20 protein-coding genes and 3 pseudogenes are annotated in these 23,766 nt (G+C 69.4%); 10 read left to right on the top strand and 13 right to left on the bottom strand.

The genetic code is table 11. The features are described from left to right. Positions 1 to 822: an ABC transporter permease gene (locus tag OG884_RS35155; protein ID WP_326640063.1), complete on the bottom strand. Its 822-nt coding sequence runs from the start codon at positions 820 to 822 to the stop codon at positions 1 to 3. A gap of 78 nt (positions 823 to 900) precedes the next feature. Here OG884_RS35155 and OG884_RS35150 point away from each other — a divergent pair. After that, positions 901 to 1,634 (top strand): annotated as a pseudogene (locus OG884_RS35150) (transposase); the annotation flags it as partial. 242 nt (positions 1,635 to 1,876) lie between these two features. Here the strand turns inward: OG884_RS35150 and OG884_RS35145 are convergent. The 3 genes from OG884_RS35145 to OG884_RS35135 all read right to left on the bottom strand — a co-directional run bounded on the left by OG884_RS35145 (position 1,877) and on the right by OG884_RS35135 (position 5,731). Then, a complete protein-coding gene (locus OG884_RS35145) occupies positions 1,877 to 2,815 on the bottom strand; it encodes a recombinase family protein (RefSeq protein WP_326640061.1) in 939 nt (312 codons plus the stop codon). Between the two features lie 517 nt (positions 2,816 to 3,332). Then, positions 3,333 to 3,896 carry a YdeI/OmpD-associated family protein gene (locus OG884_RS35140; RefSeq protein ID WP_326640059.1) on the bottom strand — a complete coding sequence of 188 codons (564 nt, stop codon included), beginning with the start codon at positions 3,894 to 3,896 and terminating at the stop codon, positions 3,333 to 3,335. Positions 3,897 to 4,324: 428 nt separating this feature from the next. Further along, a complete protein-coding gene (locus OG884_RS35135; protein WP_326640057.1) occupies positions 4,325 to 5,731 on the bottom strand; it encodes an IS1380 family transposase in 1,407 nt (468 codons plus the stop codon). 109 nt (positions 5,732 to 5,840) lie between these two features. Between OG884_RS35135 and OG884_RS35130 the strand changes: the two genes are divergently transcribed. From OG884_RS35130 to OG884_RS35120, 3 genes are all read left to right on the top strand, one after another. Next, entirely contained in the window at positions 5,841 to 6,107 is a 267-nt protein-coding gene (locus OG884_RS35130; RefSeq protein ID WP_326640055.1) for a hypothetical protein, read from the top strand. Between the two features lie 37 nt (positions 6,108 to 6,144). Next, positions 6,145 to 6,420: a hypothetical protein gene (locus OG884_RS35125; protein WP_326640053.1), complete on the top strand. Its 276-nt coding sequence runs from the start codon at positions 6,145 to 6,147 to the stop codon at positions 6,418 to 6,420. Positions 6,421 to 6,537: 117 nt separating this feature from the next. After that, positions 6,538 to 9,459, top strand: coding sequence for a Tn3 family transposase (locus tag OG884_RS35120; RefSeq protein ID WP_326640051.1), 2,922 nt, complete (start codon positions 6,538 to 6,540; stop codon positions 9,457 to 9,459). A 66-nt stretch (positions 9,460 to 9,525) separates the two neighbouring features. Here the strand turns inward: OG884_RS35120 and OG884_RS35115 are convergent, their stop codons facing one another. Beyond that, positions 9,526 to 9,981 (bottom strand): PaaI family thioesterase, encoded by a 456-nt coding sequence (locus OG884_RS35115; protein ID WP_326640049.1) that lies wholly within the window; start codon positions 9,979 to 9,981, stop codon positions 9,526 to 9,528. Between the two features lie 39 nt (positions 9,982 to 10,020). Further along, a complete protein-coding gene (locus OG884_RS35110; RefSeq protein ID WP_326640047.1) occupies positions 10,021 to 10,641 on the bottom strand; it encodes a LysE family translocator in 621 nt (206 codons plus the stop codon). A 128-nt stretch (positions 10,642 to 10,769) separates the two neighbouring features. Here OG884_RS35110 and OG884_RS35105 point away from each other — a divergent pair, with 128 nt between their 5' ends. Further along, positions 10,770 to 11,237 carry an Lrp/AsnC family transcriptional regulator gene (locus tag OG884_RS35105; protein WP_326640045.1) on the top strand — a complete coding sequence of 156 codons (468 nt, stop codon included), beginning with the start codon at positions 10,770 to 10,772 and terminating at the stop codon, positions 11,235 to 11,237. A 59-nt stretch (positions 11,238 to 11,296) separates the two neighbouring features. Here OG884_RS35105 and OG884_RS35100 read toward each other — a convergent pair whose 3' ends face one another. Further along, positions 11,297 to 11,950 (bottom strand): recombinase family protein, encoded by a 654-nt coding sequence (locus OG884_RS35100; protein WP_326640043.1) that lies wholly within the window; start codon positions 11,948 to 11,950, stop codon positions 11,297 to 11,299. A 384-nt stretch (positions 11,951 to 12,334) separates the two neighbouring features. Beyond that, a complete protein-coding gene (locus OG884_RS35095; RefSeq protein WP_326640042.1) occupies positions 12,335 to 13,402 on the bottom strand; it encodes a hypothetical protein in 1,068 nt (355 codons plus the stop codon). Positions 13,403 to 13,967: 565 nt separating this feature from the next. Here OG884_RS35095 and tnpC point away from each other — a divergent pair. From tnpC to OG884_RS35075, 4 genes and pseudogenes are all read left to right on the top strand, one after another. Continuing rightward, complete coding sequence (gene tnpC / locus OG884_RS35090) at positions 13,968 to 15,467, top strand: IS66 family transposase (RefSeq protein ID WP_326640040.1); 1,500 nt, start codon at positions 13,968 to 13,970, stop codon at positions 15,465 to 15,467. 263 nt (positions 15,468 to 15,730) lie between these two features. Continuing rightward, positions 15,731 to 16,054, top strand: a complete 324-nt coding sequence (locus OG884_RS35085; protein WP_326640038.1) for a hypothetical protein — start codon at positions 15,731 to 15,733, stop codon at positions 16,052 to 16,054. Next, positions 16,051 to 16,617, top strand: a pseudogene (locus tag OG884_RS37770) (ABC transporter ATP-binding protein); the annotation flags it as partial. The gene OG884_RS35085 and the pseudogene OG884_RS37770, both read left to right, overlap by 4 nt. Before the next feature lie 377 nt (positions 16,618 to 16,994). Then, positions 16,995 to 17,774, top strand: coding sequence for an ABC transporter permease (locus tag OG884_RS35075; protein WP_326640035.1), 780 nt, complete (start codon positions 16,995 to 16,997; stop codon positions 17,772 to 17,774). Positions 17,775 to 17,796: 22 nt separating this feature from the next. Here the strand turns inward: OG884_RS35075 and OG884_RS35070 are convergent, their stop codons facing one another. From OG884_RS35070 to OG884_RS37765, 5 genes and pseudogenes are all read right to left on the bottom strand, one after another. Next, complete coding sequence (locus tag OG884_RS35070) at positions 17,797 to 18,813, bottom strand: NAD-dependent epimerase/dehydratase family protein (protein WP_326640032.1); 1,017 nt, start codon at positions 18,811 to 18,813, stop codon at positions 17,797 to 17,799. A 314-nt stretch (positions 18,814 to 19,127) separates the two neighbouring features. Next, positions 19,128 to 20,140 (bottom strand): annotated as a pseudogene (locus OG884_RS35065) (IS5 family transposase). Positions 20,141 to 20,351: 211 nt separating this feature from the next. After that, positions 20,352 to 21,497 carry an FAD-dependent monooxygenase gene (locus OG884_RS35060; RefSeq protein ID WP_326640031.1) on the bottom strand — a complete coding sequence of 382 codons (1,146 nt, stop codon included), beginning with the start codon at positions 21,495 to 21,497 and terminating at the stop codon, positions 20,352 to 20,354. Positions 21,498 to 21,514: 17 nt separating this feature from the next. Further along, positions 21,515 to 22,519: a reductase gene (locus OG884_RS35055; RefSeq protein WP_326640029.1), complete on the bottom strand. Its 1,005-nt coding sequence runs from the start codon at positions 22,517 to 22,519 to the stop codon at positions 21,515 to 21,517. Beyond that, positions 22,516 to 22,797 (bottom strand): CocE/NonD family hydrolase C-terminal non-catalytic domain-containing protein, encoded by a 282-nt coding sequence (locus tag OG884_RS37765; protein WP_442811596.1) that lies wholly within the window; start codon positions 22,795 to 22,797, stop codon positions 22,516 to 22,518. The genes OG884_RS35055 and OG884_RS37765 overlap by 4 nt, the downstream gene beginning before the upstream one ends. Before the next feature lie 322 nt (positions 22,798 to 23,119). On the opposite strand from OG884_RS37765, the gene OG884_RS35050 reads away from it, so the two are divergent. Continuing rightward, the gene (locus tag OG884_RS35050; protein ID WP_326640028.1) at positions 23,120 to 23,578 is read left to right on the top strand and encodes a GbsR/MarR family transcriptional regulator; all 459 of its coding nucleotides are present in this window, start codon (positions 23,120 to 23,122) and stop codon (positions 23,576 to 23,578) included. The last annotated feature ends 188 nt before the right edge of the window (positions 23,579 to 23,766 follow it).

The following is a 23,766-nucleotide window of genomic DNA, read 5'->3' as shown; positions in this document are numbered from 1 at the left end:
TCAGCGTCCTCTGCGCATGTAGGCGCGGAGCGACAGCGGGACGAAGATCACCAGCAGCGCGGCCGACCAGAGCAGGACGGCGGTCACCGGATGCGCGAGTGGCCAGGCCACGTCTCCGGACGGCGCCCCAGGATTGCCGAACAGCTCCCGTGAGGCGGCGGTGAGCGCGCTCACCGGGTTCCAGTCGGCCAGGAAGCGCAGCCAGCCCGGCATGCCGTCGGTCGGGACGAACGAGTTGGACAGCATCGTGAACGGCAGGAACAGCGGCACCATCGCGTCGGCGACCTGGTCGTTCTTCACCGCCAGGCCCACGTAGACGCCCACCCAGCTCAGCGCGTACCGCAGCACGATCATCAGCAGGAATGCCCCGGCCGTGGGGATCAGGCCGCGGTGCGGCTGCCAGCCCACCAGCAGGCCCGCGCCCACCATGATGGCCAGCATCAGCAGGCCGACCAGGGAGTCGGCGCCGGTCTGCCCGAACGGCACCGCCAAGCGCGCCATCGGCATGGAGCGGAACCGGTCCATCACACCGAGGGAGGCGTCGGTGGCCATCCGCGTCATGACCCCCATCACCGCGGAGAAGGTCACCATCGCGAACAGGCCGGGCATGAGGTACTCGCGGTAGTCGCCGCCGTCCGGCACCTGGATCGCGCTGCCGAAGACGTACCCGAACAGCACCACCATGACGGCCGGGAAGATCAGCGCCGCGACGAGTTCGCCGGGATCGTGTCGCAGCCGTCCCAGCTCGCGGCCGACCAGGGTCAGCCCGTCGGTGAACGTCCAGCGCAGGCGGCGGCCCAGCGGCGGGGCGAGGTTGGTCACTAGGGCGTGTGCGGAGTCCGGATCACTGGATCGGTCATTCCCTCCCCGGGAGGGGGCCGACTGCGGTAGACCAGTGGCGTGACGCGTGGTGACCTGACAGATGCCGAGTGGGGGTTGATCGAGCCGCACCTGCCGCTGGGGGCGTCCGGGCCGATCCCTGACCTGCGGAATTATTTCAACGCGGTGGTGTGGAGGTTCCGGACCGGTAGCCCCTGGCGGGACGTGCCCGAGAGCTACGGCTCCTGGTCGACGGTCTACGACCGGTTCCGCCTGTGGGCACGCGGCGGGGTCTTTCAGGCACTCATGGAGGCGATGATCGCCGAGGCCTCGGCCCGCGGCGACGTCGATCTCGGCCTGGTCAGTGTGGACTCCACCGTTGCCCGCGCCCATCACCACGCGGCCGGGATGGTGGTCGGCGCGGAACTCCTGGAAGAGCTGGAGAAGGCCGTGGCGGAGGAAAAGGGGCTCCGAAAAAGGGGCGGAACGACCCCGTAGGCGAGGTGCCCGAGAGTGGAGAGGACCCCGATCGGGAACAGCGCCGGATTCTGCGCCGACGCCGCAAGGCGCGGCTGAAGGCAGCCGAACTCGGCCGTTCCCGGGGCGGGTTGACCAGTAAGGTCCATCTCGCGACCGACCGTCGCTGTCGCCCCCTGTCCATCATCCTCACACCTGGGCAGGCCGCGGACAGCCCACGCTTCATCCCGGTTCTGGCCAAGATCAAGGTGCGCGGACCCGCCGGCCGCCCCCGGACCCGGCCGGACGCGGTCGCGGCAGACAAGGCGTACTCCTCCCGCGCCAACCGCGCCTACCTGGGGTCACCGTAGTCTTGGCCGAAAATCCAACGAACCCGCCTCCGACCTGCGATAACTCGGGTCTTCGCAGTCGTTGATCCTCATGCTGGATCCCGTGGCAAGGGGCACTCGCTACCGGCTCCACGCGTCCGGCTCGCGTTCAGACGCCCGAATCGGCCTCATGAGCCCGCACCCCGGGCGCCCCGGGTCAAGCAACAGCGGAAAATCCAACGAACCCACCCATGACCAGGGGATTCATGCTGCTACAGGACGAGGTACTCGCGGAGCTTTCCGCGCTGGTGCGGGCGGGGGTCACCGACCCGCAGGCCGAGGGCGGGGAGCTGCTGGGCGATCTGGAGGTCGGTGAGCGGGGGGCTGACGGGGACGTCGCAGTAGCTGCGGTCGTCCTCCCGCCACTTGCTCTTGTCGCCGTCGACGGCGCGGACGCGGGCGACGGTGCCGCCCGCGACGTAGACGATCGCTTTGACGTGGGGGCGGCGGGCCGGGGCGATCGGCCACCACTTGCGGTCGGCCTCCAGTTGGACGGACTCGCTCTGGCCGGTCTCGCCGAGCCGCCGGTTGCCGGCGTCGGTTTTGGCCTTGGCGTTGCGGTAGACCACGAGGGCGCAGGGGCGGCCCTCGTGGTGGGCGGTGAGGTGCCGGTAGAGGGTGGGCCGGGAGACGTTGAAGGTCTGCGCGATCTCCTCGACGGTGTGCTGGCCGCTGTCGTACATCTGCTGGGCCTGGTCGAGCTGGCGTTGGGTGAGTTTGGGTTTGCGGCCGCCGACCCGGCCGCGGGCGCGGGCGGCGGCCAGGCCGTCGAGGGTGTTGGCGACGATGAGCTCGCGCTGGAGTTCGGCCAGCACGGACAGCATGCCGAACATGGCGCGGCCCTCCATGGTGGCGGTGTCGATGCCCTGCTCGATCACGTGCAACCCGATGTCCTCGGTCCTCAGGTCGGCGCCGAGGTTGATCAGGTGCTGGACCGAGCGCGACAGCCGGTCCAGCCGGGTGATCTTCAACGTGTCGCCCGGCGCCAGCAGTGCCAGGACCTCGTCCAGGCGGGGGCGGGAGGCCTTGGCGCCGCTGGCGGTGTCGGCGAAGATGTTCGCCCGCTCCACGTCGGCGCGCATGAGCGCGTCGATCTGGTGATCGAGGTTCTGATCGGCCGTCGAGACCCGGGCATACCCGTAGATCGTCATGCTTGAAGGGTCTCCTTTTCGGCCCATGAACGTTCTCGTTACGTTGATTCCGAGATAGCCAATCGAGACTGATCTTAGCTGGGGTTACGTCACGGCGGTAGATGGGTCTCGATAACGACTGTTCACAAGACCCATCTATCGGGGCGTCAGCGGCCGCCACTCCGGCCTGGTCCGTCCGGAAGTTGCGGACACCGCTCTTGAGAGGGAGGACTTACCGGGCGAAGCTGTCGATACTGGGGCGATGGATCTCGTCCGCAGGGCCCAAGGGCAGGTGGCCGCCGACGCGGCGATCGCGGTCGATCTTCGTCCTCGTCCCGGTGGACGCTGGCGTCGAGAGCTCGGCGGGCGGTGTAGACCGTGGCGGCGGCTGGCGCCTCGTGGGCGGCGCCGTCAATCACGGGGCCGTGGGCTTGGGCGACTACGGCAAGCCCGAGGGATTCCTGGAGCGGCGGGTGCCGCGCTGGACGGCCGAGCTGGAGGGCTACGCGATCGCACTCGGCCTTGTTCCAGCGGGCCCTCAGGTTCCAGGCCGCCGGAACGGTTTGAGCCGCACCCCCTCCAGGCTGTCGGCGATCAGCTGGTCCAACCGCCGCTCGCGAGTCTCGGCCCGCTTGGCGCTGTTGACATGATGGACGGCCAGCTTGCGGTAGGACGGCGCCTGCCCGCTGAACCAACCCCACGCCTGCGGTTCGGCCTGGAAGCGGGCCAGCTGCGCCGCCTCGAACACCGCGACCGGTTTCTCCTCGCGGTCCCGGTCACGGGCCTCGAACACCGCGATACCGGCCGGCCGCATGAGCCCCTGCGCGGTCAGCTCCTCGATCTTGCGGAGGTTGACCAGGCTCCAGTTGCTGCGCGGCCTGCGCGGGGTGAACCGGATCGTCCAGGAAAAGTCGTCGATCGGGTTCTGCCGGCCGTCGATCCAGCCGTAGCACAGGGCCTGGTCAACCGCCTCCGACCAGCTCAGCGTGGGCTTGCCCGTTTCCTTCTTCCACATGCCCACCCGGCATTCGGAGGCGGTGGCGTGGTGCTCCTCCAGCCAGTCCCGGAACTCCCCAGGACTTGAGAAGAAGATCCACTCCATGCGCGGTTCTCCCGTCGGTCGTCTCGTCGGTTCCATTGAACCTGGCGTGCACGACAATTCCCGAGAGGACCACCGCGCCACCCGCGATCTGCGCCGGGGTGGGCAGCTCGCGGGCCGTACTGCCGCCCAGACCAGCGCCAACAGCGGGATGAGACCGACCAGGACGCCAGCCGGTCCGGCTCCGAGCCAGGAGACCACCCGGTTGAACCTCAGCCTGGATCCACGGCGTGATTTCTGGTGATCGGTTTCCGGTCCGATTCCTCTCCGAGGGTGGGTTCCGCAGGTGAGAGCGCTGTTTCAGGGCGTGGGAGGGCCGCCGCGCGCGGGTCGCGGCCTGTCCGGTGTTCTTCAATCGGGGCTCAGGGGTGTGCGCTCGGCGCGGGTGACCGTCGGGTCGTCATGGCTGCGGTGACCAGGGGGTTGGCGGGTCAGGCCGGGAGTGCGGGTGGCGGGTCGTGGGCGGCGGCGAAGGCGTTCATCCAGGCGTGCTGCCAGCGCCAGCGGGCGGGCAGGTGAACGGTGAGGTGGCCGCGTCCGTGCCGGGCGATGCGGGCGGGCACGCTGATGAGATGGCGGCGCAGGGTGGCCCCGCGCGCCCGTGCGTGGAAGGAGTCGGCCAGGCAGCCCAGGGCGCGCAGCAGGTTGTGGGTGATCGCCGTCAAGGTGAGCCAGGCGGCATTGGCGGCGAATCGCCCCGAGGGCAGGTGCGCGAGCGGCCCGTCGATCAGGTCGGCGTTGACCTGTTCCTGCACGGCGTGATCACGGTGCTGTTCCTCGGCCTGCACCAGCGTGTACGGACTGTCGGTGAAGATCGGGTAGTGGCGGTGGGTGGTGAATAGGGTGTCCTGGCCGCGTTCGGCCTGCTCGTTGAGACGCTTGACCCGGCGCACGAGCAGCCGGGCGGTGACCGTCCGGCCTTTCTTGCTCGCGAACGCGGTGTAGCGGGTTTCGGCGACCTCGGCGTCGGAGACCCAGCCGCCCGCCTGCTCGTCCCAGATCGCCCTCGGGTACTTGATCGGCGTCCACGCGGTCTCGGGGATGGCCTCGATCGCCGCCTTGACCTTCGGGTCCAGCTTGGCGGTGACGGAGAACCGGGTGTCTTGGCCCCGGCAGGCGCCGATGACCTCGGCGCTGTAGAAGGCGCTGTCGCCGCGCAGTATCAGGGTGCCCAGGCAGCCCGCCTGCCGGGCGGTGGGGATCGACTCGCGGACCAGCGATGCGGCGCCGCGTGCGGAGCCGGCGTTGCCGCCGCGCAACCTCGTTGCGGCCACCACCGGCGCGGTCAGCGGCGTGGACAGGGTCACGGCCAAGACGTTCAGCCCGCGTACCAGCACACTCTTGCCGCCGATCTTGGTGTGGCCGAAGCCGGCGCCCTGCTTGGCATAGCCGTACGTGCGCCGCTGCATCGAGTCGATGTCGAGGAACGCCAGCACCTCGGCGCCGGGCAGCAGCGGCGTGTGAGCGGCCAACGCGGTCAGTACCTGCCGGGCGACCTTCTCCAGCTGTCGCACGTTGCCCCAGGTGAAGGCGCGCAGGAACGCCCCCAGGGTGGACGGCGCCCGGATGCCGTCGAACACCTTGTCCATGCCGCCGTGCCGCAAGAGATCCAGGTCGTCGATGCTGTCGGCGCCGCAGGCCATCCCGGCCACGATCGAACAGACCTTGGCGGGGGCGTTCACCCCGTCGCGGGCGGTGCTGGTCACGTGCGCGCCGACCAGGTCGCCCAGTCCGCAACGCTCGGCCGGCCGCATCGTGGGGGCGAGCCCACCGTAGGCGATCACATGCTCGTCATCGAAGATCGCACGCGTCTTGGCTGCGTCATGGAAGAATTGCACTTACGAGGTGTCCTTCGGAACGGGCTGATGGAAGCGTTGAGAACTCCCATCTTCCCAGGCCAGAGGGCACCTCGCCCTATTTCAAGCAACCCGCTTCAGATTCCCAGCCGTGGATCCAGGCTCAGCCGCCCTGGAGGCGTACGGTCGGCCGCTGAGCGGTTACCTGCCCGACTTCCTGCTGGTCAAATGCCTGTTCTTCCTGGCCCTGATGCGGCCCGCCGACCCGCAGCGCCGTGACAAGCACCTCAAATGGCACTACCGCCGCGCCCTTTTCCAGATGGGACTGGAGCACTATGAGGACTGCACCACGATCGACACCGCCGCCTTCCCCACCCTGGCCGAGTTCACTGCCGGCGCCGCCACCACACCTCGATAACCCGCTGGAGAACCCGCTCGGTGGCCCGCTGCCGCTGGTGCGTGATCGCGACTACCTGATGGACCAGCACAGCGTGGTCTTCAAGGTCATCGGTGATATCCACCCGGCCAGCCACTACCTCGGCTACGTCAAGTACCACCCCGACCCCCACGGTGACCGGCAGCTGCTGGGCCGCGCCTACCGGCAAAACAGCGTGGTGTCCAAGTCCTTCGGCATCCTGGCCGAGCGGCCCGAATGCTACGTCTACTCCGACGTGCTGGGCTGCGTCATGGCCCTCCGCTCCCGAAGCTGCCCCCAGCCCCAAAGTAGCTAAGTGAGTGATAACGATTACGGTTCGTAGTCGTTGCGGGTGGGTGAATGGGGCTGGTTGGTCGGGGTTTCTGCTTGATCGTATTCGTGTCGGAGACGGTCGGGTGGAGGGTGGGTTCGGGTGCGTCGGGAGTGGGAGCCGGAGGAGCTGATCGCGGCGTGGACGCTGCTGGACGGTGACTGGGGGCTGGTGGGGAACAAGACGGGGGCGACGCGTCTGGGCTTCAGCCTCTTGCTGAAGTTCTTCGAGCAGGAGGGCCGGTTCCCCCGGCACGGAGGCGAGGTCCCGAAGGCCGCGGTCGACTACATGGCGGGGCAGGTGAAGGTCGATCCAGCGCTGTTCGCGGAGTACCGGTGGTCGGGGTCGACGATCGAGTATCACCGGGCGCAGGTGCGTCAGGCGCTGGGGTTCCGGGAGTCGACCCGGGCGGATGAGGACGTGCTGGCCGAGTGGCTGGCGGACAAGATCTGCCCGATGGTGTTCACCGACGAGGGCCTGCGGGCGGCGCTGCTGGCTCGCTGCCGGACGTTGAAGATCGAGCCGCCGGGCCGGGTGGACCGGATCGCAGGAGCGGGCCGGGCGCGGTTCGAGCGGGAGTTCTGCCAGCATGTGCTGAACGGGCTGTCGGCGGACTCGGCGCGGTCGCTGTGGGAGCTGGCCACGGGCGAGGACGGGTTCCTGCTGGAGCTGAAGTCCGACCCCGGACGGCTGGGCCTGGAGACGCTACTGGAGGAGATCGTCAAGCTCCGGCGGGCCAAGGCTCTGGGGCTGGCAGTGGATCTGTTCGGCGGGTATTCGGATCGGCTGGTGGCCTCCTGGCGGGCGCGGGCGATGGCCTCGCATCCGTCGGACTTCGCCACGAACCAGCCGCCGATCCGCCTGACGCTGGTGGCCGCATTGGCGTGGTCGCGGACGACGGAGATCACCGATGCGCTGGTCGATCTGTTCATCGGCCTGGTCTCGAAGATCAACACTCGGGCGGAGCGGAAGGTCGAGCGGGCGATCGAGGCCGAGGCCAAGAAGGTGCACCGCAAGACCGAGAAGCTGTTCTCCATCGCCGAGGCGTCGTTGCGGGCCCCGGAGGGCACGGTCCGTCAGGTGGTGTTCCCGGCCGTTGCGGGTGGGGAGGCGACGCTGCAGGCACTGGTGGCCGAGGCCAAGGCCGACCAGCGCGCTTACCGGGCGCGGGTACGGACAGTTCTGACCAGTTCCTACACCTCCTACTACCGGCGGATGCTGCCCAAGCTGCTGGCCGCGATCGAGTTCAAGTGCAACAACACCGCCTACCGGCCGGTGATGGATGCCCTGGACCTGCTGCAGCGCTACGCCGACATCCCCAACACCACCCGCCACTACGACGCAACGGAGAACGTCCCCATCCAAGGGGTAGTACCGGACGGCTGGTTGGAAGCGGTCGTCGACGCCGACGGCATCATCGAGCGGGCCTCCTACGAGCTGTGCGTGATCGTGTCGCTGAAGGACGCGCTGCGCCGCCGCGAGATCTACGTCGCCGGCGCCCGCCGCTGGCGCAACCCCGAGGAAGACCTGCCGACCGATTTCGAGGACAACCGGGACGTCCACTACGAGAATCTGCGCCAGCCTATGGACAGCAGCGTGTTCATCGCCACGCTGAAGGAGGCGATGCGCGCCTCGATGGCGGTGTGCGGCCGGGCGGTCAGCAGGAACAAGGCCGGCGGCACGAAGGTGAAGACCCACCGCGGCGAGCCGCGCTGGCACATCCCCGACCTGGGCAAACTGAAGGTCCCGGAGAACCTGCGGGCGCTGCACACCGAGGTCGCCGCCCGCTGGGGGATCATCGACCTGCTGGACTTCCTGAAGGAGTCCGACTTCGTCACTGACTTCACCGACGCCTTCACCACGGCCGCCACGAGGGAGGCGACTCCGCGGGAGGTGATCCGCAAACGGCTGCTGCTGGTCTTGTACGCGCTCGGCACGAACGTAGGGATCAAACGAGTCGCCGACGGCGGCCGCCACGGCGAGACCGAAGCGGCCCTGCGGGCGACGCGGCACCTGTTCGTCAACCGCGACAACCTCCGCGCGGCGATCGCGACCCTGGTCAACGCCACCCTGAAGATGCGGGACCCGCTGTGGTGGGGCAACGGGACCGCGTGCGCCTCGGATTCGAAGAAGTTCGGGTCGTGGTCATCGAACCTGATGACCGAGTACCACGCCCGGTACGGCGGCCACGGCGTGATGATCTACTGGCACGTGGACCGCAAGTCGGTGTGCGTCTACTCCCAGCTTCGCTCCTGCAACGCCTCCGAGGTCGCCGCGATGATGGAGGGCGTGCTGCGGCACTGCACCGACGCCACCATCGACCGCCAGTACACAGACAGTCATGGCCAGTCCCTGGTGGGATTCGCGTTCTCGCACTTGCTGGGGTTCAAGCTGCTGCCGCGGATCAAGAGGATCGCCCACCAGAAGCTGGTGAAGGCGGACGCCGATGACCAGGTCCCGGCCTGTTTGGAGGGCATGGTGGCGGACAAGCCGATCGACTGGGAGATCATCGCCCAGCAGTACGATCAGATGGTCAAGTACGCCACCGCGCTGCGGTTGGGCACGGCCGAGGCTGAGCAGGTGCTGCGCCGCTTCACCCGCGGCGGCCCCAAGCACCCCACCTACAAGGCCATCGAGGAACTCGGCAAGGCGGTCAAGAGCGTGTTCGTCGCCGAATACGTCGCTTCCGAGGGGCTGCGCCGGGAGATCCACGAGGGCCTGCAGGTCGTGGAGAACTGGAACTCAGCCAACACCGACCTGTTCTACGGCAGCGCTGGCACCCTGCCGGGCAGCGATAAGGAGCATCAGGAGGTCTCCATGCTCTGCCTGCACCTGCTGCAGTCCGCGCTGGTGTTCATCAACACCCTGCTTGTCCAGTCCGTCCTCAAAGACCCCGCCTGGCAGCAGCGACTGACCGACGCCGACAAACGCGGCCTGTCCCCGCTGTTCTGGTCCAACGCCAACCTCTACGGCACCATCGACATCGACATGGGCCACCGCATCGACCTGGGCCTCGCCGCCTGACCCGTCTTCATCGATGCCTTCGCAGCCAAGGTGGGCGGGGCTGTGCTGAGGAACCTTCGCCCGGGGTCAGCGTCCTTCGGGTGCGGGGTGTTGGGGTAGGCGGATGAGGGTCTGCTGGCCCGCGGCCACGAGGGTGCGCTGTTGGCCGTCGACGGCGAAGACCTCCAGCTGGCAGATGGACAGGGTCCGGCCGGGTTTGAGGACGGTGCCGATGGCCTCGATGTGGTCGCCTGTCGCGGGCGCAAGGAGGTTGATCTTGTATTCGACGGTGAGGACGGCGGTGTCGTCGGGGAAGAGGGTGTAGGCGGCGTAGCCGCCGGCGCTGTCGGCGATGGCGCTGGTGGCGCCGGCGTGGATGTAGCCGTCCTGCTGGGTGACCTCGGGCCGGGCGGGCAGGGTGATGACGACCTGGCCGGGGCCGATGTGGGCCAAGTGTGCGCCGAGGTGGCGCATCAGGCCCTGGCGTTCGAAGCTGGCCCGGATGCGTTCCTGCACCTCGGGGGTGGTCTGCTCGTCGGTCATCCCGTACTCACTCTCCTTCGTTCGGCCGTGGACGGGCCGTCAGGCGGCCAACTGCTCGGCCAGCAGCACCATGCCCAGGACGATCATCGCGACTCCCGACAGGCGGGTCACCCACAGGGCCGCGGCCGGGCGAGCACGCAGCACCAGGCGCGCTCCCGCGCCGACTCCGGTGTAGACCACGCCACAGCCGGCCACGTGCACCAGGCCCAGCATCATGATCTGCGCCGCCACCGGCCAGGCCGCGCCGGGGACGGTGAACTGCGGCAGTAGCGCCAGGAACAGCAGGAACACCTTCGGATTGAGGCCGCTGACACCTGCCCCCTTGACCGCCTGGCGGACCCACGAGCCGGACGCCCGGTCCTGCTCGCTTTCCCGCGGCGTCGAGGGGTGGCGCAGCGCGCCTGCTCCCAGCCACACCAGATAGGCCGCGCCCGCTGCGGTAAGCGCAGTCATCACCAGAGGCGAAGAAGCCACCAGTGCCGCCACCCCGGCGGCCACCACCACGGTCGCGATCAAGTGCCCTACCAGCATCCCGCCCACCGCTGGCAGCACCGTGCGATGACGCAGCCCCGCAGTGATCGCGTACGCCCAGTCCGCCCCCGGCGTGATCACGAACAGCAAGGACACCGCCCAGAACGCGGCCACCGCACCCACCGGCATGATCCACCCTCTTTTTTTCACGGGGCACCCCACCACGAGAAGCCCCGCTGAGAAGGTTATGTCGAATCACCTGAAATAGGCTTCCAAGTTCTCCCTCCTCACAACGGATATGAGGGAGAATCTTCCTCATGGACGATGTCGACCGTGCAATCCTTGCCGAGCTCCAGTCCGACGGGCGGCTCACCGTCACCGACCTGGCCGAACGCATCGGCCTCAGCCTCTCGCCCTGCCACCGGCGCCTGCGTGCCCTGGAGACCTCCGGCGCGATCAGCGGCTACCACGCGCGCCTGGACGCCCACGCCCTCGGCCTCACCTTCGAGGCCCTGGTCTTCGTCACCATGCGCAGCGCCGACCGCGACACCCTCACCGCCTTCGAGCACGCCGTCACCGGCATCCCCCACGTCCTGCAAGCCCAGCGCCTGTTCGGCGACCCCGACTACCTGCTGCGCGTCATCACCCGCGACCAGACCGCCTTCCAGCAGCTCTACGACGACCACCTGTCGCCCCTCCCCGGCGTCCAGCGCCTCACCTCCACCCTGATCATGAAAAGCGTCGTGGAGAACCGCCCGCTGCCCCTGCAGAGAGGACGGCCGTGATAGGCCGAAAAGCGGCCATAGCGATCTTGGTTGACGCGCGGGCTTGAGTGGGTGGATCCTCAGGCGACCGGGCCAGGCTGGTCGGGTAGCAAGTCGCCCAGCGCGGTGCGCACGGCGGCCCTGCTCACGCCCCGGGCGCGCGCCAGGGCCGCGATCGAGGCGCCGTCACCCCGGAAGGCCGCTCTCACTGCCTCGCGTCGTGCGCCGTCCAGCGCGGGCGGGCGGCCACGGAAACGCCCCTCGCCCTCAGCCGCGGTGACCCCCTCGGCGGTGAGCTCGTTCTGCAGGTCGCGCTGGAACTGCCCCACCGCGGTGATCACGTTGATGAGTAGCGCCGTGGTCGCGTCATTGGCCGCGAGGTCGTGGAAGTTCGACAGGGGCCCGGACAGGACGCGCAGAGCGACGCCCCGCGCGGCGCACCAGTCGCGGACGGCGTGGATGTCAACCAGATCGCGGCAGAGCCGAAACAGCTCCGACACCGTCAGGACGTCGCCGGGGTGCGCAGTCGCAGCGACCTTGGCGAACGCGGGCCGCTCCAGCGCCGGGATCTTCGAGGTCGTCGCCGGGTCCTCGAACAACAGCACGCCCTCGGCGGGGCGGAACCCCTCGGCCACGCCCTCGGTCCGCACCAGGAGGCCGGCCTCGGTCAGGATGTGCCGCTGGCGCAGCAGCGACTGGGTCGCGGTAGACACGCGGGAGTAGATGATCCGCACCAAGCGCTCCTGGAGTGTCGATCCCCGAAGCCGTGCGCACGGCAGGGAAGGCCGGATCCTCCTTCTATCTGTCGGGAAATCCTGTCGTCAATTCAAGCTCCAAAACATCCGCTTGGAGGGGAGTTTCGTCACCCGGAGTCCGGTTTTCCGGGGCTCGGTGCCGGGCGCGGCGGGGATGTCGTTAAACCTTCTAATCCCGACACCCCATGAGCGCAACCGCTCCAAGCGCAATTCCTACTTTGGGGCTGGGGACACGTTCGGGAGCGGAGGGCCGGGTCAGCGGCAGCCGATGGGGGGCGTTGACTGGAAACTACGGGCGGCCCACCCACGATGCCAGATCGTTCTCAGCGCCAACGGCTGTTCCTGGACTCCTCAACCCCGTACTCAGGCCGGTCCAGGCCGGTCCAGGCCGGCCCGCAACTCCGCGGTCACCGCGCGCTCTCGTAGCTGGGCGGCCTCGGCGCGCAACACCTGCGCCTGCTCGCGCAGGTCGAACAGCCGCATCTGCTCCATGGCGAGCTGCATTCGCGCCTCGTCGCGTTCGGCCTGCGCCTTACTCACCAGCGCCGCGGCATGCTCACGCGCCTCGGCGATCTCCTTGGTCGTGCGCCTGTCGGTCTCGACCAGCTGCCGCGCCGTCCGCCTCTCCGACTCGGCCGCCTGTTTTTGCGCCCGGGCCGCCTGGGCGCGTGCCTCAGAGGTCTCGGCCGCGGCCTCGCCACGCGCCCGGGCCTCGGTGTCGGCTCGCGCCATCGCCCGATCCCGCTCGGCCTCGATCGCCTGGGCACGGGCGGCCTCGGCCACAGCGGCCCGCTCGGCCTGGGCCCTGGCCTCCTCGGCCTCCCCCGCCGCCTGGTGCGCCCGATCTCGTTCCAGGCGCGCTTGCTCGGCCTGCCGCCGATCCTGTACGGCCTGCGCCCGGGCCGCGCGTGTCTCGGCCTCGGCGGCCTCCACCCGCTCGGCCATTTCCCGTACCGCGGCGTCGCGGGCCCGTTCGGCCTGCTCGGCTCTGCGTCTGGCCTCCTGCTCGGCGTGCTTGGCCTGGCGCTCGGTGACGGCCGCCTCGTGCAGGGCGGCCAGCGCCTGCTCTCTGGCGGTCTCCGCGTCGGCCAGTGCGGTGTCACGTTCGGCGTTGGCCTCCTCCACCTGGCGCGTCATCGCATCCCGCTCGCGCCGGGCGTGCTCGGAGGCCTCGCGTGCCAGCCGTACCTGCTCGAAGGCCTGTTCTCGCTCGGTGCGCGCGATCGCCACCCGGGTGTGCGCCTCGGCCTGCACCGCGCTCACCTTGGCCTCCACCCCAGCGGGGCTCAGCTCTTCGGACAGTACCTGTGCCAGCGGCGCTATCGCCGCGATCATTCCCTTCTCCATGCGCTCGTAGAATTCCTCGGCTCTGGCCAGCGCCCCCTCAAGCCCCGGTGTCGCCCGCCGCATCTCGCGTTCGCGCTTGGCCACCGCTTGGCAGTCACCTTGCGCGCAGTACGCCCTTGGCCGCCCTCGCCCCGGCTGCTGCTCGATCGGCGTCCCGCAGCGCTTACATGGCGTCACCGTGCCTGACTCTCGCATGGCCTCAGCGTAACACTTCTGATTTTCCAGAAATTTAAAATCAATAAATAAGATCTGTTGCGTCTACCTCATGTGGCTGTAACTACCGGGAATGTGAATTCCCGCAAGTTAGGGTCTGTGAGGGGTCTGCAAATCTGCAGCGAGATGTCAGTGGGATCCACCACTTCACAGGCATGGAGTTTCGTCGCTGGGATTCGTCGGTTCGCCGATGTCCTGTCTCACTCAAGCTGAGGCAGTCTCACTCAAGCTTAGGTATTCAGTGGTTTGTCTCACCCATCTGAGGCATGATCGCTGACGGGCTGTGCGACGCCAAAGGCTTGTTCTACTGATTGAAAGTGCAGGCCAGGAGCGGTTTCTCCGTCATGGTTAGTCCTACTGACGTGACTATTCAGGTCCCTGTCGTCGTGCGGCTGGCGTGGCGTGGGTGTGATCGAGCTCGTGGGATGATCTTTGGGTGATTCCGGCTGGGGGTGAGCATCCGTCATACGGCGAGCTCGCGGCTCTGGTCGTGACGCTGACCGCCCGGTTGGATGTGCTGGAGGCGCGGGTCGGTGAGCTGGAGACCGAGAATGCCCAGCTCAAAGCAGAGAACGCTGAACTGCGTGCCGAGAACGCTGATCTGCGGCGACAATTGGGGCGTAACTCGCGGAACTCCTCCCAGCCGCCGTCGGCTGATGGGCTGACCAAGCCGCCGCCACGGTCGATGCGGGGCACGAGCGGGCGCAAGGCGGGCAAGCAGCCCGGCACCCCGGGGACCGCGTTGACGCAGGTCGCCCACCCGGCGCGGAGCGTGCCCCATGTTCCGGCTGAATGCGAGGGCTGTGGGGCCGATCTGGCCGATGCCGCGCCGGCGGGCACGCCGGTGATCCGGCAGGTGTTCGACATCCCCGAGGTCAAGGTCGAGGTCAAGGTCGAGGTCACCGCGCACGAGTTGCACGCCCGCGCGTGTGCCGGCTGCGGGATCATCACCCGTGCTCAGGGCCCGATGTTCGCGACAGCCCCGGCTGTCCACGGGCCACGCGTGAGGTCGCCGGCCGCCTACCTGTCGGCCCAGCACCGTGTTCCGGTGGGCCGGGTCGCTGAGATTTTGGCCGATCTGGCGGGGATCGAGGTGTCGACGGGCTGGGTCGCCGAGGCGGTCACGAAGATGGCGCAGGTCCTGGCCCCGCTCAACGACCGGATCCGCGATGCGATCGCGGCCGGTCCGGTCGCGCACTTCGATGAGAGTGTCACTCGCGTGAACGGCAAGAACCATTGGCTGCACGTCGCCGCGACCGCCACGCTGACCGCTTACCACATCGACGAGCACGGCCGCGGCGCCGAATCGATCACCGCGTTCGGCATCCTGCCCCGCTTCACCGGGGTCGCGATCCATGACGCCTACCGTCCCTATCAGGCCTATGGCGGCTGCACGCACGCCTTGTGCAACGCGCACATCGTGCGTGAGGCCACCGGGATCGGCGAGTTCGATCCGACCGCGCGGGCCGATGGATGGGCCGAGGCGCTGGTGTTGCCGCTCGGTGACGGCTATCGGTGGGTGGCCGCCCGGCGCACCAACGGGCAGGACCGGCTCCCTGATTTCAAGCTCGACGATCTGTCGCGCCGCTATGACGAGCTGGTCGAACGCGCGCTGGCCGCGCATCCACCCCGCGGCTCGGGCAAACAGAGCCCGGCCCGGAACCTGGCCCTGCGGCTACACGACCGCAAGAGTGAGGTGCTGCGGTTCGCCGCCAACTTCACCGTCACGTTCTCAAACAACGTCGCCGAGCAGGCCATCCGCATGATCAAGGCGAAGACCAAGGTCAGCGGCGGCTTCCGCACGCTCAAAGGCGCTCAGACCTTCCTGGCCATCCGCGGCTACATCTCCACCGTCCGCAAGAACGGCCTGCGCGCTGCCCATGCCCTTCATGACGCGCTACTCGGCAACCCCTGGATACCCGCACTCACGCCGTGACCTGAATAGTCACCCTCGCGTATACCTTCCCGTCTCGCTCACCGCGCCCGGCCCATCCGGTAGTGCTGAACCGACGCGACTTTGTCGAGGCTGCTCCCGTCCTCCCCGGCGAACCCCCGGATTAGACTTCCTCCAGCTTTGATTCGCCGCTACGACGACGAAAGAATGGGCGGTCTTCCACCCCCATCCGGAACATCAGCGCCTCGTGGCGCACCACTTGGAGAGATACCCCCCGTGCCACCCGTATCAAGCGCATCGCCGCCGTGCACGAAGGCGGCGCTTTCCTGCGGTGGTTCGACGATGTCCTGTTGCTGCTCATGATCGTCCTGGTCGCCCTGCTGGCCGCCGTCGGGCTGGAACACCTCAGCTTCATCACCGGCCTGCTGGTCGGCCTCACCCTGACCCAGGTGCTGTTTCACCGCTTCACCCGGCCGCTCGTGCCGGACCACGCGCCTCCACCACCCCTCACGCCGATCAAAACCATGTCGTACGCCATCCAGGCCCATCCCCAGCTGGCCTGGTGCGACATCCTCCTGCAGGGCACGCTGCCCATCTGGGCGCTGTTCATGCTCATCACCCAGCGATGAAGGAGCACCTTATGGGCAGCTCAGCGGCCCCGGTCATCGCAGTGGCCGGCCTGACCAAGCGCTACACCGACGTCCTGGCCGTCCACAACGTCGGCCTGAGCCTGCAAGCGGGCCAGATCTACACCCTGCTCGGCCTCAACGGCGCCGGTAAGACCACGCTGATCCGCATGCTGCTCGGCATGATCGCCCCCACCGCCGGATCGGCCCGGGTCCTCGGCACGGTCGTCTCCGCCGGACAGCATTCAGCCCGACAGCGTTTGACCTGGGCCCGCACCGGCTACCTGGTCGAGGCCCCGGCCGCCTACCCCGAGCTGACCGTGGCCGAGAACCTGCACCTGTGCGCCCGCCTGCGCCAGCTGAAACACCCCGGCCGGCACGTGGAGGACATCATCGAACGGCTGGCCCTGACCCCCTACGCCGGGCGGCGCGCCCGCACCCTGTCGATGGGCAACCTGCAGCGCCTGGCCCTGGCCAAAGCCCTCCTCCACCGTCCCGAACTGCTCATCCTCGACGAACCCGTCAACGGCCTGGATCCCGCCGGCGTGGTGGAGATCCGCACCCTGCTGACCAGCCTGGCCCGCGAGCACGGCACCACCGTGCTGATCTCCAGCCACCTGCTGGCCGAGGTCGCCCGCCTGAACGGCCGCATCGGCATCCTGCACCAGGGCCGGATGCTGGCCGAACACGACGCCGACAGCCTGGACGCGCACCGGCGCCGCCACCTGAGGGTGACGACCCGCGACGACGCGACAGCCCACCGGGTACTGCGCGACCACGGCTACCGCCCCGACCCCGGCCTGCTGCTGGCCGACGAACGCGCCCTGGCACGACCCGAGGAGGTCGCCACCTCTCCTGGTCGAGGCCGGCGTGCCACCCGCCGAACTCCACCTGGTGGAAGAAGACCTGGAAGCCTACTTCTTGCGCATCGTCGGAGCCGACCATGCGTGAGGCGCTGTGGAGCGAACTCCTCAAGGCGCGACGCAGCCGCCTGCCCTGGCTCACCGCGCTCGCTTTCACCCTCGTCACCCTCGTGTGCGGCCTGTTCATGTTCATCCTGGCCGACCCCGCCCGCGCCCGCGCGCTGGGATTGCTCGGCGACAAGGCCCAGCTGTCCGGCGCGAGCGCCGACTGGCCCGGCTACCTGGCCCTGCTGGCCCAAGCGGTCGCCGTCGGCGGCCTGCTGGTCTACAGCATGGTTGCCATCTGGCTGTTCGGCCGCGAGTTCAGCGACCACACCGCCAAGGACCTGCTCGCCCTGCCCGCCTCCCGCACCGCCATCGTGACCGCCAAGTTCGCCCTCGCCGCCGCCTGGGCACTGCTGCTCGCCGCCGGCACGGCCGCCGGCGGCCTGCTGCTCGGCGCGCTGCTGGCCCTGCCCGGCTGGTCGGTGCAGGCGGTCACGGCCGGGGTGGCGCGGATCCTGGCCGCCGCCGCGCTGTCGGCCGCGCTGACCACGCCGCTGGCGCTGGCCGCCAGCATCGGTCGCGGCTACCTGGCCGCGGTCGGCGTGCTGTTCGTGCTGGCCTTCGCCGCCCAGATCGTCGCCGCGCTCGGCTTCGGCGCCTGGTTCCCCTACTCGGTCCCCGGCCTGTACGCAGGCATCACCGGCCCCAACCACGACCCGCCAGGACCCATCAGCATCCTGCTCGTCCTGACCACCGGCGCAGCCGGCATGGTGGCGACCCTCACGTGGTGGCGCAACGCCGACCACGACCGCTGACCCGAGCTGACGCTGCTGTCAGTCAACTGGTGCCGACGCCCAGGGGTGCCGTGGCGAACTCCCGCATTCCCTCGGCGAACCCGATCCCCGCGCGGAACCCGAGATCACGCGCGGCGCGGTCGGGGGCGGCGACGATGTGCCGCACGTCGCCGAGACGATATTCGCCGGTCGTGACCGGCGCGGGGCCCCCGTGCTCGGCCGCGAGGGCGGAGGCCATCTCTCCGATCGTGTGCGGCTCCCCGCTGGCCACGTTGCAGGCCGTCAGCGCTCCCGCGGGGGTGATCGCTTCGAGGGCCGCGAGGTTGGCGCGGGCCACGTCCCCGACGTGCACGAAGTCACGCCGCTGGCGGCCGTCCTCGAACACCCGGGGGGCCCTGCCCGCCTCCAGCGCGGATCGGAAGATCGCCGCCACTCCGGAGTAGGGGGTGTCCCTGGGCATCCTCGGCCCGTAGACGTTGTGGTAGCGCAGCGCGACCACCGTGCCGCCGATCTCCCGGGCCCAGTTGGCGGCCAGGTGCTCCTGGGCGAGCTTGGTCGTGGCGTAGGCGTTGCGGGGGTCCAGGGGCGCGTCCTCGTCGATCACGGCCGGGGTCAGCTCCGCTCCGCACCGCGGGCAGCGGGGCTCGAACCCGCCGCGGGCGAGATCCTCCCGCGAACGCGGGCCGGGCCGGACCCGGCCGTGTCCCGGGCAGTCGTAGGCGCCCTCGCCGTACACCACCATCGACGAGGCCAGGACCAGCCGTCCCACGTCGTGTTTCGCCATGGCCGCGAGCAGTACGGCGGTGCCGTACACGTTGATCGACGCGTAGTCCGGCAGATCGGAGACGTCGACTCCGAGGCCCACCTTCGCCGCCTGGTGGACCACCGCGTCCATTCCACGCAACGAACGGGTGAGCGGCTCGGTGTCGCGCACGTCGCCGACCAGGTGCCCGGCCCGGGGCCGGAGGTCGAGACCGGTGACCTCGTGGCCGGCCGCCTCCAGCAGCTCGGCCACATGACTTCCGATGAACCCGGCCGTGCCGGTTACCAGTACCCTCATCCCGCCGACGTTATTGCCTGATCCAGTGGCGGGTGGAGAACGGCGCGAAGGGTTCGCGACCCGTAAGGACTTGGCCCCGGTTCCGCGGCGAACACGGTCGGCCGGTTACGCGCCCCATACGCCGGTTCGGCCGGCCGCCGCACCCCGCCTCGCGCCGTCGCTCACCCAGCCGCCCCGGTCGTCTTCGGTGGCCGGGCAGCCACCTGGGTGAGCACGCCTCGATGACTTTCAGGTCAAGATTCATGACGTTAAGTCATAATGCCTAGAAGGGCATTTTTATCGGAAGCGGGACCAGGGGCTGTTCTGAGTTCGGATCATGCTGCGGGGTGGAGGCTACGGAGCCAGATGACCGCTCCGCGTAAGTGGAGTCCGGCGAGGTAGCTGGCGGGGGTCTTGTCGTAGCGCGTGGCCAGCCCTCGCCACTCCTTGATCTTGTTGATACCGCGCTCGACCGTGTTCCGGTCCTTGTAGAGTCCGGCGTCGTGGGAGATTGGGCGGCCGCCCCGCGAGCCCCGCTTCTTCCGGTTGGCGGCCTGGTCCACCTTCTCCGGGATCACCGCCCGGATGTTGCGTCGGCGCAGGTAGACGCGGTTGGCGCGGGAGGAGTACGCCTTGTCGGCGGCGACCGCGTCGGGCCGGGTGCGGGGCCGGCCGACCGGTCCGCGGACCTTGACGCGGTCAAGGACAGCGGCGAAGCGCGGGCTGTCGGCGGCCTGGCCGGGCGTCACCACGAAAGACAGCGGGCGACAGCGGCGGTCGGTGGACAGGTGCGTCTTGACGGTCAGCCCGCCCCGCGAGCGGCCCAGGGCGGCGGCTTTGAGGCGGACCTTGAGGCGTCGTCGCACCCGGCGGCGCTGGACGCGCATGGCCTCTGCCTCGGCGTCGGCCGTGTCGTCCGTTGCCGTCACCGGGGCGGTTTGTCCCTTTGGCGCAGTCCCTTTTCCTCCTCGGCGGCCTTCTCCAACTCCTGGAGCAGCTTGGGATCGATCGCCATGCCGGCGGCGTGGTGGTGGTGGTGGGCGCGCGCGACGGTGGAGTCCACGCTGACCAGGCCGAGATCGACCTGCCCGCGCCGGGCGGCCTCGGCGATCATCTGCTCCATCGGCGTCTCGAAGGTGCCATTGAGCGCCCACTGCCGGAAGCGGCCATAGACGGTCGACCAGGAGCCGTAGCACTCGGGTAGGTCGCGCCACGGGCTTCCGGTACGGAACCGCCACATCACGCCGTTCAGCTGCTTGCGCAGGTCAGGGATCGGTCCGCGCTCACCCAGCGGCAAGTGCGGCTCGATCAACTCCCACTCGGAATCCGTCGGATCGCCACGCGTCACTCAAGACGTTTACCAGTCCGAGGGTGATCAGATGGCCGGTTCAACCGAACAGTGATCTGAACCTGGAACAGGCCCTAGCTCCGCGATTTCAAGATCGCGGGCTGACCAGGCTTCCCGGCTCACCGACGTTCGCGTCCCCGCTTGGGGCGCGTTCCTACAGTCGCCTGAAATGTAGCACCTGGCCGCGCGCCCGGCCAGGTGCCGCACGACCTCAGCCCTTGATGAAGCGACGGGTCATGTACCGCCGAACGGGAGGCAGGGAGGCCAGCCGCAACGGCAGCAGGCTCAGCCACAGCAGCACGGGGTTGGCGGGGGCGTAGACGCCTTTGACGCGACGGCCGAGTTTCTGTTTGCGTTCGGCTTCGGGCCGGATGGCGGCCTCCCACGCGGTCAGCGCGGCGGGGATGTCGCCGGGGTGGGCGGCCAGTTCGGTGCCGAGCCGGTCGGCGCCGCCGACGGCCAGCGCCGAGCCGTACCCGGCGAACAGGGTGACGCACCAGGCCGCGTCGCCGAGCAGCACCACCCGGCCGCTGCTCCAGGACGGTGCCACGACCTGGCTGATGGTGTCGTAGTAGACCGAATCGGCCCGCTGGAGCCCGGCGAGGGCTTCGGGGATGACCCAGCCGAGGTCGCCGTAGACGCGTTCCAGCTGGGTGGCGACGTCCTCGTCCGGGCGGGCGTGGTCGGCGCGGTAGCCGAAGAAGGCGACGTTGCGGCCGTCGCCGACGCTGATGACCGCCGCGGTACGGCCGCGCGAGGACAGGGTGCCGGTCGCGCCGGGCGCGATGGTGGCGGGCCGCCGGTCGAGCATGAAGACGGCGACCTTGTGCTCCAGGTCGAGCAGGAACTCCTCCTCCGGGCCGAACAGCAGGGCGCGGGTGGCCGAGTGCAGGCCGTCGGCGCCGATCAGCAGGTCGGCCTCCTCGACGGTGCCGTCGCTCAGGGCGACACTGACGGCGTGCTCGTCCTGGTCGATGGCGGTGAGGGTGGCGCCGAAGTAGATCTTGGTGTGGTCGCGGACCCTCTCGTACAGGACGGCTTCGAGGTCGCCGCGCAGGATGGTGATCGAGCGCGGCCCGGTGGTGGCGGCGATGGTGGCGCGATCGAGGGCGAAGCGGCGCGAGCCGTCGCTCCTGTGATAGACGAGCTCGGTGGTGTCGAAGGACTTGGCTCGCAGGGCGGGCAGGATGCCCATGCGTTCGGCGGCGTCGTAGCCGATGCCGCCGAAGGTGACCGCGTAGCCGCCGCCTCGGCGGGCAGGGGCGCGTTCGACGATGAGGGTGTCCCAGCCGATCTGGTGCAGACGCAGGGCGGTGGCCAGACCGGCGATGCCGGCTCCGATGATGATGGCGCGCATGAAAGTCGTCGAGTTCCTTAGTGGGAGAGCTGGTCGAGCAGTCGCTGTTCCGCGGCGGCGTCGAGCCAGGTGTCGGGGGAGGGCGCATCGGCGCGGGGCACCGGGTCGCCTTCGGCTTGGAGCCAGGCCCAGGTGTCGGCGAGGGTCTGGCGCAGCGGCCGCGTGATGAGCCCTTCGGCCTGGGCGGCGCTGACGTCGGCGTCGTGCATGCCGCTCGGCGCGCTGCCGTCGGGCAGCCGTAGCCCGAGCTCCATGCCGAGCGGCAGGCCGTGCCGCAGCAGCAGTTCCGGCGGCGCCCACACCGGTTCGGTGTCGAAGCCGGTGACGTCCAGCGCCGTGGTGAGCAGGTCGCCGAGGGTGATCGCGCCTGGCGGGCCGGTCGTGGTGAAGGCGCCGCTCAGGCCGCGTTCGGCCGAGCGCAGCATCCAGGTGGCCAGGTCCCGGACGTCGAGGTACTGCAGAGGCGTCTGGGCCGGGGCGGGGGCCAGGACGCGCCCGCCCTTCTCCAGGCGGCGCAGCCACCACGGGATGCGGCCGACGTCCTCGTACGGGCCGAGGATCATGCCTGCTCTGGCCAGCAGCGCCGCTCCGGGGAAGGATTCCAGAACGGCGAGCTCGCCGCCGCGCTTGGCGGCGGCGTAGTCGGCGGCTTCCCCGCTGGCGGGGTCGCCGTCGACCAGGGGCGCCTGCTCGTCGGCGCCCGCGGGCCAAGGCCAGCGGTGCACGCCTCGGCTGGAGACGTAGCCGTAGTGCCCGGCCCGGCCGGCCAGCAGGCGGGCGCTGTCGCGCACCACCCGCGGCGCCCAGGCCCACGTGTCGACGACCGCGTCCCACTCCCCGTCACCCAGCGCCAGCCGTACGGACTCGGGGTCGGTGCGGTCGGCGATGAGTGCCCGCACGCCGGGCGCGGGGGCGCGGCTGAGGCCGCGGTTGAGCGTGCTCACCTCATCGCCGCGCTCCAGCGCGGCCTCGACGATGGCGCGGCCCACATGGTGGGTGCCGCCGAGAACGAGTAGTTTCACGATGCTCCTGGAGTGAGGGGCAGCCGGAGGGCTGACGGGTGCTGGTGGTTATGGAAGGTCTCGCGTTCCGAGGCGCGCGGGCCGCGCCCGGCCGCGATTGGTTCGCCGGTGCCGGGGTTGCGGCCGAAGCGCGGGTGGGCGCCGCTGGAGACCTGCGGCCGGATACGGTGGCCGCGCCGGAAGCGGTGAGCTATCGGCCACAGGGCCATGTCGGCCCCCCGGACATCGCCCGCCCGGGTGACGCCGGGTTCTTGCAGCCGGACGACGCCGTCGCCCACATTGAGCGATCGGCCGCCGCTGGCCTGCCGGGTAGTGGCGCGTGGCCGGCAGCCGCACACCGTCGGAGGCGGGGGTCTTCACATTCCGCCGGACACGCACCCGGTGACGTGGGGCGGGGCGCACGCCGTACATACGGCTGAGCAGGGTCATGGCTGGCCAACTTCCTGTCGAGGCTGATGGGAGGTCACATCGCCGACCAGGCTTCCCGGCACACCATCGGACCTCTCGCGAGAGCCCGATATAAGGAATATACCGAATTTTCAGAAATTTCTGAAGAGTCGGGTTGTTCGGTATCCTGGTTCTCCTCAAGGAGGCGAGCACGTGGACGACCGGTATGAGCAGTGGCAGGCGGCGGAACGACTGGCCCTGACACTGACCGAGGGCGGGCTGCAGCGCATGGCCGCGCGCACCCTGGCGATCTTCCTGTTCACCGACCAGGACAGTGTCACCGCCGGCGGGATCGCCGGCCGGCTGGAGGTCAGCGCGGGCTCGGTCTCCGGCGCGGTCAAATCCCTGCTGACGGTCGGGCTGATCGAACGCCTGCCCGCCCCCGGGAACCGCCGCGAGCACTACCGGCTCCGCGACGACGCCTGGGCCACCTTGTTCACCAGCCAGAACACCGTCATCCAGGCCATGCTCCAGGCCGCGGCCGCCGGAATCGCCGCCACCGATGAGGACGATCCCGCCCATCAGCGCCTGGCCCAGATGCACGCCTTCTACGAATTCCTGCTCGGCGAGCTCCCCGCCCTGCTGCACCGCTGGCACCGGCAGACCGGCTGACCCCAGCCCGAGACTCGAGAACCGAGCAGACTTCCCGGCGCACCTGTAGGGACCTGTCAACGAGCGTCAAGATCGGCGAGAGCGCCGTGCCCCATGGTCCAGCCTCGGACTACCGCCCGAAACGCCTCACCACGATCCCAAGCGCTCGCCTCCGGCCTGCTGGCCGTCTACGCCGTCTCGGTCAAGGC

It is taken from the genome of Streptosporangium sp. NBC_01755, from assembly GCF_035917995.1.
Lineage (GTDB): Bacteria > Actinomycetota > Actinomycetes > Streptosporangiales > Streptosporangiaceae > Streptosporangium.
The sequence above is the reverse complement of the archived record's forward strand: the minus strand, read 5'-3'. Positions and strand labels throughout refer to the sequence as shown.